Genomic DNA, 9287 nt, shown 5'->3' with positions numbered 1-9287 from the left:
TCGATCAGATCGAGGATGTCTCTGAAATGTGCGCTCTCTTGTAACGCGAGGGCAGCATGAGAAAGAAAACCCACATGCACGATATCACACCGGAGAGCATAGAAAAGAAGATAGTTTTTCACGGAGAAGTTTTCCCCGATAATCCAAATCGAAAATTCGAAAGAGAAGAATTTCCGCCACCGCCCGAACCACAGCGCGATATCGACGTTGTTATCATTGGCGGAGGCGCCGGCGGGCTGACGGCGGCTTACCGGCTGCGCGACTGCAACATGCTGCTGCTCGAAGCGCTCCCGCAGCTCGGCGGCAACTCGATGTACTGCGAGTGGGAAGGGGTTCCCTTCTCTCTCGGCGGGCAATATATCGGAGTGCCCGGCACATGGGCCGATTCCGCGTGGGATTTGTGCCGGGAACTCAACCTTCATCCCGAGAAAGATGACAGCCCCCTCACGGTGGCGTTTCCGGGCGACGTGCAGGTGCAAAACCCCTATAGCGCCCGAGGGTTCCTTCGAATGCCGCTGCCCTGGCGCGTCAAACGCGACATCTTGCGATTCTACTTCTTCGACATGCCGCGCATCGACATCGAAGCGCGAAAGGATGAACTCGACCAGATTTCCTTCTCGGAATTCCTGAAAAAATACTCGCCGGAATTCAGAGACTGGTATGAACTGCTCGCGAAGCCCTACCCGAACACCGAGGATGCTTCGGCTTATTACGCCATCACATCGGCGAGGGAAGGCGATTACGCCGAAGATAAAGGCATCTGCTCATTTCCCGGCGGACTTGCTCTCATCAATAAGACGCTACAGGACAAAGTCGAGGAGGCCGGCCCCGGACGCATGCTGACGGGGGCTTTCGTCTACAGCGTCAGGCACGACGCCAACGGCCGCGTGTTGGCGACGTACTGGCGCGACGGCAAGATATTCACGGTTCGCGCGAGGGCAGCCATTGTCAACGCAGAATCCAATATTGCAATGAAGATCCTGCATGATATCCCGGAAGATCTGAAGGTCGCAATGGGGCGGATGCGCAGATTCAGTTATCCCACTTTCCATTTCTGCTCTCATCAGCCGATCTATCGGCGCGGCTATCGCGTAGGCGTAATGGGATGCACGATTCAGGCGGTCACTGTTCCCGATTGGTTCTGCCGGCATCTGGGGGCAGGGCGGCCCAACATCCTCTCGTGTTTCAACAAGATGTCCTTGAAGGACGTTGACACGGTGAAGAACAAGGAACACATGGTGCGAATGACGGCGCGAGTGCTCACCGAACTCGATATGCGGTTCACTGACATGGCCGCGAAGGTGGAAGCCATTCACGTTTTCCTGCGTACCAGAAACTACTGTATCCCGTATCCCGGCTACATCACTTCCGTGTTCCCCACACTCGGCAGACCCTTTGGAAACGTCTTTTTTGCAAATGCGGAATATTTGAACCCGGTTAGCCATTTCCCCGATGCCGTAACAGCGGGTAATCAGGCTGCCGCCGCTGTGCGGAAATTACTGCAGCAATAAGAGGAGAAAAAGAACCTCGATTATTCGGATACGCTTGGGACTTGGAGCGATGATTGAGGACGGGTCTTATCTTTGGTTAAGCTTCACGAGCTCGGCTCGGGCGAGCTCAAAATCCGGGGCTCGACGCAACGCCTGCTCGAACCATCCTCGAGCGGCCTGTGCGTCGCCGGCCTCGAGATAATAGAGCCCGAGATTGTAAGACGGAAGCGGGTCTACCTTCAGAATTGTTGCGGCCGATTTAGTTTCCTCGATTGCTTCCTGAAGCCGCCCGAGGTCGTGGAGACGGGTTCCAAAACTCAGCTTCGCCTTCCCGAACCGGGGAGCCACCTCAAGAGCTTTCAGACAGCAATCGAGAGCCTTCTCGTCATCTTTTCTTTGGGCGGCGTACAGATTCAGCCGGTACCATGCTTCCGCAAAAAACGGGTCCTTCGTAACAGCCTTCTCATAGGATTCCATGGCCTTTTCGGGAGCGCTTAAACGCATGAAGGAGCGCGCCTGCGCGGCGTAAGGCAAAACCATCTTCTCGTCGTCCATAAGCGCCTTCTGATATGCCATCAGAGCGTCCGCATCTTTGCCCTTCTTCTCGTTGAGCAGGCCGAGTCCATACGTCAGCAATGCCGAAAAATCTTTTGGTCTATGCGAATATATTCTGGCGCGTTCCTCGTCCTGCAGTTCAATCGCCATCTTCTCAAGAAATTGCTCGACCAACTGTTTCTCGAGCTTGTAAAACGCCGTTCTTTTGCCCTCTACCACCGAATTAAAGAGAAGGCGTTCCGCCGAAACGTCGTATGCCAGCAGCTCGACGGATACCGTATCAACCTGCATTTTCAGGAGGCCCACTGTAACGATATCAGCGCCAAGCGCAGATCCTATTCGCTTTATCCCCCTTGTCCCCACAAAAAAGGGTTTCCCCGATACGGCGCTATCCTCCTCGGGAAGAATGCTCAGCTGGCGCACGCAGAAAAGGTCGCGGCGAATCAGAGGGGCGAGTGTGAGACTCAGGCCAATAGCTTCGGGCTCCACCGCGACGCAATCGACTTCGCAAACAAGAACCACCGGGCCTTGCGGTATAGGAGGGGCGACTGCGGCGCTATCGGGTGCTTTCGCGGTCGACCGCGCACACGCGTGCAGGAATATGATAAGTGTCAGCAAAAGCGGGAAAATGAGTAAGGAACGCTTCGTAACAGGCAGCACCGTCTCCCCTTTCCTTCGCGAGGTTGAACGATCAAGCGCAGACGCATCTTCCGGCACAATCCTAAACGCCGCAAGAGGCGCACGTCTCTCTTACTGCGCGTTCGCCTCTTCCTGATCCAGTTGCAGCTTGCCGCCGAAAAGACGATTCCGCGCCAGGTAATTGAGCGGGCCGACCAGCGCATAAGAGAAGAAGATCACAAAGACAAACAGAGTCGGCTTCAATCTGACAAGGCTGAAAATGAGGATCAGGATAAAGGTATACTGCAACGCCCTGTGCCGGTGTACCAGAAATATCTCCTGCTTCGGATAGATGATCCGGCTTACCATGAGGAAGGCAAGCGCGATCATAAGCGCAGCCATGAATGGCGGCAGATATGCCTCGATCAGCGGGGTCTCATACTTCATTTTCATCAGGACAATCGCAGCCACCAGGCACCCTGCGCCCGGAATGGGCAGCCCGGTAAACGATTTCACCACCGACCCGCTCTGAATATTGTAACGCGCCAGCCGAAGAGCGCCCGTAATCGCGTAAACAGTCACAATAAAAGCGCCTATGTGCTGATAATTGTGAAGCACGCTCCTGTAGACAAGCACCGCCGGGGCTACTCCGAACGTCACCACATCCGCCAGCGAATCCAGTTCTTTGCCGAAATTGCTGGCGCTCTTGGTGAGACGGGCGATGTGGCCGTCGCTTCCATCAAACAACAAGGCTACCAGAATCAGCCAACCGGCTATCTCGAACTGACCATTTATCGTGTACACGATTGAGAGCAGGCCCATGTACATGTTCCCGATTGTCAGCAGACTGGGCAAGATATTGACTCTGCTACGCCTTTTTCGCGATCGTCGCATCATACGCCCCCACGAGGCTTATGCCTCCTCTTACCGTCTCGCCTACCGCCACAAGAACTTCACAATCGAGCGGAAGATACAATTCTGTTCGGGAACCGAATCTGATCATGCCGATCCGCTCGCCGGCGGCAATATCCTGAGCAGGGCGGCAGTAGCAAATAATTCTCCGGGCGACCGCGCCCGCTATTTGTTTCACCGCCACCCGCACGTCGCCGCCATCGATCCCGATGAAGTTGTTTTCGTTGCGCGCCGACGCGTCAATAGTATTGGCAAAAGCAAATTTTCCCGGCGTGTACTTGACCATCTCAACCCTGCCGCCGATCGGGGCGCGGTTGATATGGACATTAAAGATGGAAAGGAAGATGCTGATCCGCTTGCAGCGCATGCCCAGAAACTCCCTCTCCTGCACCTCGTCGATGGCCACCACTTTTCCATCGGCCGGAGCAACGATCTGACCGGGCAACACCTGAAGCGACCGCTCGGGGTCCCGGAAGAAGTACAGGCTGAACGACCCAAAAAATGCACCGACGGCAAAAAGAGCCGGATGCACAAAACCACCTGCTATACCCAGCGCCGCACAGGCGAAAAGTATCTTATATCCTTCCTTTGCAACCGGAATTTTTATCTTATTTCACTCCTTTATCCATTACACTCGCAAATCTGTTTCCTGCTATTATAACATGATCAAGCACCTTAATTCCAAGCAAATCGCCCGCAGCAACGAGTCTTCGCGTCAGACTGATATCCTCCGGGCTTGGTTCCGGATCTCCGCTCGGATGATTGTGAACAAGGATCACCGCCGCCGCTTGCGCGGCGATGGCCGGCCGAAAACACTCACGCGGGTGCACCACGCTCGCATTGAGAGACCCCATTGATACCGTATGCACCTGCGTTACATGGTTCTTCGTGTTCAGCAAGAGGACCTTAAAATGTTCCCGGTCCAGCGACTGCATTTCCGGCGTCATCAGTCGAGCCACGTCCTTCGGCGACTTTATGATCGGGTTCTTAATTTCCTCGTTCGCCAGTCTCCGGCCTAACTCGAACGCCGCCTGCACCTCGACCGCCTTCGCAAAGCCTATCCCCTCGCAGCCGCACAATTCATCGATGTTTGCGCGCGCAAGCAATCCGAGCGAGCCATTGAATTTCTGCAGCGTGCTTTCGGCCAGCTCGATGGCATTCATATGCTTCGTGCCCGTCCGAAACAGGATTCCCAATAACTCGGAATTTTTGAGGGAGCTCGCTCCACGCTTCGCGAGCCGCTCGCGTGGACGCTCGCTCGACGGCATTTCCCGTATCATCGGCGTCTTCTGTCGCTCGTTCATGCCTTCCTTCGCCCCACTATCACCCGCTGTTTCCCTGCCAGATCGCGAACAATGTCAACGACCTCGATTCTTTCCTTTTCTGCCAGTAAGGCAGAGGCTTTCTGCATCTGGCCCTCCCCCAGTTCGACCGCCAGCATTCCATCTTTAGCGAGCCAGTCCGGACACTCACCGGCTAACTTTCGAAAGCAGTCAAGGCCGTCCGGCCCACCCCGCAGCGCCTCCGGCGGCTCAAACTCACGCACATTCTTCTGCAGGAGCGGGTACTCGTAATCGGGGATATACGGCGGGTTTGAAACGATTACATCAAACGTTCCCTTCAACTCCTGCGGCAGCCCATCAAACAAGAAGCCTTGGTAAAACTGTATTTTGCGCTCAACCCGGTGGATATCGGCGTTCTTTCGAGCGACCTCGAGCGCGACCGCCGAGACATCGGTCGCATACACCACCGCGTCCGCGAGATAAACGGCAAGCGAAACCGCGATACAACCCGAACCGGTTCCCACGTCCAGCACCTGGCGAATCCCGCTCTCCCTGTGAGCATGCAGGACGTATTCGACAAGAGTTTCGGTCTCGGCGCGGGGAATCAGCACCCGCCCGTCCACCCGGAAGCTGAGACCCATGAATTCTCTCTTCCCGGTTATGTAAGATACCGGTTCGCCTCGCGCACGCCGTTCGACCCGCCGTTGAAACTGTCCGGCGGCGCTTGTATCTATCCAGTCGGAATAGGAAGCAATCAGGCGGGAACGATCTATGCCGAGCACATCAGCCAACATGACTTCGGCATCCAGGCGGGGAGTTTCACTAACAGAGGAAGCCCGAAGAACTGCCTCGGCTTGAAGGAGGATGTCGATGATTATCACGTGCGATGACGGTTTTGGAAAAACCCTCTCAGGACGCACCCTTAGATCGCCTTCATTTTAGCCTCTTGATCGGCCAGTCGCAACTCATCGATAATTTCTTCAAGATCCCCATTCAAAATGGATTCCAGCTTATAGAGGGTAAGCCCGATGCGATGATCGGTGATTCGGTTCTGAGGATAATTGTATGTTCGGATGCGCTCGCTCCGCTCGCCCGTACCGACCTGACTGCGCCGGGTGGCGGAAATCTCCTGCGCCTGCTGTCGCTCCTTCTCGCTGAGGAGTCGCGACCGCAGCACCCGAAGCGCGCGCGCCTTGTTCTTGTGCTGGGACTTCTCATCCTGGCAACTTACAACCAGTCCCGTGGGTAAATGCGTAACCCGCACCGCCGAATCCGTTGTGTTCACGCTTTGCCCGCCCGGACCGGATGAGCGAAAAACATCGATCTTCAGGTCCTTCGGATCAATGAACACTTCCACTTCCTCGGCTTCCGGTAAAACCGCCACTGTGACAGTCGAGGTATGAATTCTGCCGCCCGCCTCGGTTGCCGGAACACGCTGCACCCGATGAACGCCGCTCTCGTATTTCAAGTATCCGTATGCCTCTTTTCCCGTAATGGAAAAGATCACTTCCTTCATGCCGCCGATGCCGGTCGGGTTGCTGTTCAGTACTTCCCAGCGCCAGCGCCTCCCATCTGCGTACCGCGTGTACATCCGGAAAAGGTCTGCCGCAAAAAGAGCCGCCTCTTCGCCGCCTGTCGCCGCACGGATCTCCATAATGACGTCCTTCACATCCTTTTCATCCCGCGGCGCCATGAGCAACTTCAGCTCTCGCTCCAGGACGTCCAGCCGTTCTTCGGTCTGTGCCTTCTCCTCCTCGGCAAAACGCAAAAGCTCTTCATCCTTCTCCTGACGGAGCATATCCTCGGCTGCCTGCAAGTCCTGCAATAGCTTTCGATACAGCTCGGCCTTCTCCACCATGATCGAGAGATCGGCGTGCTGCCCGGCAAGCTTCTGATACGCCGCCGGATCGCCCACAATTTCGGGGTCGCTCATCAGGCGGTTTAACTCCTGATATTTTTCTTCTATCTTGTTCAGCTTATCCAGCAACATTATTACCCTATTACCCTGAAAGCGAAGAGTTAATTTGTCTTCTCACCCGCCGAAAAGGAAGCCGCCCGGCCGCAGCTCATCTCGCCTTCCGGGCAATGCCCGGTGATGCACGGAGGTCCGCATTTCGCGAACAGGACAGGAGCTACCTCCTGCACCAGGCGCAGCATCTCCTCGGCCATATGTCTGATCTCCCATTGCGCTCTCGTGCAGCAGCGTTGGCGGAAAAAAAGCCTCAGCTCCCGTGCGTTCATCGAAACGATGATCTTCGTTTCGGCCGCGTTTGGAAGCAGGTACCGCGCATCCTCGGCCGGCGTGCCTTTCTCCAGAAACTCAGCGTAAAGCGCTTGAAGACCCGCCATCGCCCGTTCGAACTTCGCCCTGAGCTCTGGCTGCTTGCGAATGGTCGGCGGTGTTATGTAATCAAATTGCTTTTTCTTCTTTACGTAGCGTTGGCTCTGCTGAGAGTATGACGCAATGCGGTGCCGCACCAGTTGATGGGTGGTAGCGCGTGAAACGCCTTCGATTCCGAAGGTGAAGCTGGCGTGCTCGAGCGGCGAAAAATGGCCCATGTCGGTGAGCCGCTGAAGAAACTGCACCGTCTCCTCTTGATCAATCCGCTCCGCAAGCTTGTCGATGCCGACCGGCGAGTAACAAAGCTTCGCTGACAGAGCAACCGCTTTCTCGGGCTCCGGCGTGTAGCGAAGCAGCTTCACTTTGAGTGAACTTTCCATCGGCTTCCTCACAGAAAAAAGGCCAAGCAGTCCAGTACTCGAACGGCCCGGCCGGAACAACGGCTAATCTTTCATGTTATATCTGCGACGAAATCTCTGTACGCGTCCTTCAGTGTCCACCAATTTCTGCTTGCCCGTAAAGAAGGGATGACAGTTCGAGCAGATATCGATGGTAATATCCTTCTTTGTCGAACGTGTCTGTATCTTATTCCCGCAGGCGCACGTAACCAGTACGTCGTGATACTCCGGATGGATCTTTTTCTTCACCTGTTTCACCTCCACTCGAGTTATAGCGGCCTGAGGCCGTAATCAACTCATTATACCATGAGGCGGAGCTATTTGCAAAAGATTCAGCCCCGCTCGCCGTCCGGACTCCCGGCACCTTCTCCCGGAAAGAGCAACTGAAAAACTATCGGAAATGTTCCGATTTCAGGTATAATCATTCCACTGATGTTCGCGACGCCGCAAATTTCAAGATCTCCTGCGGCGCTGTCGCCATGCACCACGTTCCTGGGCAATAGATGTGATCCAGACCGACATGAGGAAGGAATCCATGGAAAAAGGAAGGAGAAGAGCAGTGGTCGCAGTTCTTTGCTTGGTGCTTCTTTTCGTTGCGGTGGGCGGTCCGCTCCTGTACTGGAGGTTCCGGCAGCCGTCGGACCTGCAAGTTGCCCCTTCCCTCACAATGGAATCATGGACCGCGGTCCCGCCCGACGCTCATCATTCAAACACCGATCTCTTCAGATACAAGGACTCGTTCCTGCTGGTACATGCCACCTCGCCCTACCATTTTGCCTCAAAAAAATGCAGGCTCGTCATTCGGGCATCGGCCGACGGCAGGCAGTGGAAGAAACAGGCTGAAATCGCCGTGCCGGGAGAAGACGTGCGCGACCCGAAATTCGCCCTGATTGACGGAAAGCTCTTCCTCTATTTCCTGAACAATGCCAAATTCGAACCGAAACCGTATACTACCTCCTACTGCGTTAGTGAAGACGGCATCAACTGGACCGCTCCCCGACAACTGGCAAACAAGGGCTGGCTCTTTTGGCGCCCGCAAACGCCTGACGCAAAAACCTTCTACGTCCCCGCCTACTGGTGGGAGCACGGCAAGGCTACCCTGTTCAAATCCACCGACGGAATCGAATGGACCGAGGTCGGCCCCATCTATTCAGGCGACACCATTGATGAAACCGACGCCGTGTTCCGCCCCGACGGAACCTTGGTAATGACCGGCCGCCTCGAAATGAACCCAAATTATTGGGGCTATGGGCCGCAAGGACACACCTTGATCGGGATATCCTCTCCGCCGTATACCGAGTGGAGCTTGAGCCGCAGTTACGAAACCCGCCTCGATGGCCCATGTCTGTTTCAGATCGGCGAACGCACCTTTGCGGTCGGGCGCCGCCACGTCGGAGGCGCTAAGCATATGGGAAGCTGTTGGGGACGCAAGCGGACATCCCTCTATCTCGTCCGCCCCGAGCGCCTCGTGTTCCTCTCGGACCTCCCGAGCAATGGAGATACCGCCTATGCAGGCGTAGTGGTGAACGAACGAAATGTCCTCATCAGCTACTACTCAAGCCCGCGCAACAGAGACTTTTTCTGGCTGATGGGGATGTTCTCGAATACTGCAATTGAGATGGCCGAGGTCAGGATTGACTCTCTCAATGATCTGGCCGATGCGAGGCTCGCCAAGCTTTAATGGATGGAT

At 55.5% G+C, this 9287-nt stretch carries 10 protein-coding genes; 2 read left to right on the top strand and 8 right to left on the bottom strand.

The features are described 5' to 3' along the window. The first annotated feature begins 56 nt into the window (after positions 1-56). Positions 57-1511 carry an FAD-binding protein gene (locus C4520_19240; GenBank protein RJP16145.1) on the top strand — a complete coding sequence of 485 codons (1455 nt, stop codon included), beginning with the start codon at positions 57-59 and terminating at the stop codon, positions 1509-1511. A 66-nt stretch (positions 1512-1577) separates the two neighbouring features. Here C4520_19240 and C4520_19235 read toward each other — a convergent pair whose 3' ends face one another. From C4520_19235 to C4520_19200, 8 genes are all read right to left on the bottom strand, one after another. Next, positions 1578-2705: a hypothetical protein gene (locus C4520_19235; protein RJP16144.1), complete on the bottom strand. Its 1128-nt coding sequence runs from the start codon at positions 2703-2705 to the stop codon at positions 1578-1580. Between the two features lie 90 nt (positions 2706-2795). Continuing rightward, positions 2796-3560: a CDP-diacylglycerol--serine O-phosphatidyltransferase gene (pssA, locus tag C4520_19230; GenBank protein RJP16143.1), complete on the bottom strand. Its 765-nt coding sequence runs from the start codon at positions 3558-3560 to the stop codon at positions 2796-2798. Beyond that, entirely contained in the window at positions 3532-4182 is a 651-nt protein-coding gene (locus tag C4520_19225; protein ID RJP16142.1) for a phosphatidylserine decarboxylase family protein, read from the bottom strand. The genes pssA and C4520_19225 overlap by 29 nt, the downstream gene beginning before the upstream one ends. Position 4183: 1 nt before the next feature. After that, positions 4184-4855 (bottom strand): JAB domain-containing protein, encoded by a 672-nt coding sequence (locus C4520_19220; GenBank protein RJP16214.1) that lies wholly within the window; start codon positions 4853-4855, stop codon positions 4184-4186. Between the two features lie 20 nt (positions 4856-4875). Further along, on the bottom strand, positions 4876-5778 hold the full coding sequence (gene prmC, locus C4520_19215) for a peptide chain release factor N(5)-glutamine methyltransferase (GenBank protein RJP16141.1): 903 nt from the start codon (positions 5776-5778) through the stop codon (positions 4876-4878). 2 nt (positions 5779-5780) lie between these two features. Continuing rightward, entirely contained in the window at positions 5781-6845 is a 1065-nt protein-coding gene (gene prfA / locus C4520_19210; protein RJP16213.1) for a peptide chain release factor 1, read from the bottom strand. A 32-nt stretch (positions 6846-6877) separates the two neighbouring features. Then, entirely contained in the window at positions 6878-7579 is a 702-nt protein-coding gene (locus tag C4520_19205; protein ID RJP16140.1) for an FAD-dependent thymidylate synthase, read from the bottom strand. A 63-nt stretch (positions 7580-7642) separates the two neighbouring features. Then, positions 7643-7846, bottom strand: a complete 204-nt coding sequence (locus tag C4520_19200; GenBank protein ID RJP16212.1) for a 50S ribosomal protein L31 — start codon at positions 7844-7846, stop codon at positions 7643-7645. 286 nt (positions 7847-8132) lie between these two features. Here C4520_19200 and C4520_19195 point away from each other — a divergent pair, with 286 nt between their 5' ends. Beyond that, positions 8133-9278, top strand: coding sequence for an exo-alpha-sialidase (locus C4520_19195; GenBank protein ID RJP16139.1), 1146 nt, complete (start codon positions 8133-8135; stop codon positions 9276-9278). Positions 9279-9287: the final 9 nt, after the last annotated feature.

Source organism: Candidatus Abyssobacteria bacterium SURF_5 (assembly GCA_003598085.1).
In the GTDB taxonomy this organism is placed as follows: domain Bacteria; phylum Abyssobacteria; class SURF-5; order SURF-5; family SURF-5; genus SURF-5.
This window is presented reverse-complemented; position numbering and strand designations above follow the sequence as displayed.

What these genes read in the sequence shown, in the direction of transcription:
- pssA (RJP16143.1), bottom strand. Translation starts at nt 3,560, where the DNA reads ATGATGCGACGATCGCGAAAAAGGCGTAGCAGAGTCAATATCTTGCCC.
- C4520_19195 (RJP16139.1), top strand. Translation starts at nt 8,133, where the DNA reads ATGGAAAAAGGAAGGAGAAGAGCAGTGGTCGCAGTTCTTTGCTTGGTG.
- C4520_19205 (RJP16140.1), bottom strand. Translation starts at nt 7,579, where the DNA reads ATGGAAAGTTCACTCAAAGTGAAGCTGCTTCGCTACACGCCGGAGCCC.
- C4520_19220 (RJP16214.1), bottom strand. Translation starts at nt 4,855, where the DNA reads ATGATACGGGAAATGCCGTCGAGCGAGCGTCCACGCGAGCGGCTCGCG.
- C4520_19240 (RJP16145.1), top strand. Translation starts at nt 57, where the DNA reads ATGAGAAAGAAAACCCACATGCACGATATCACACCGGAGAGCATAGAA.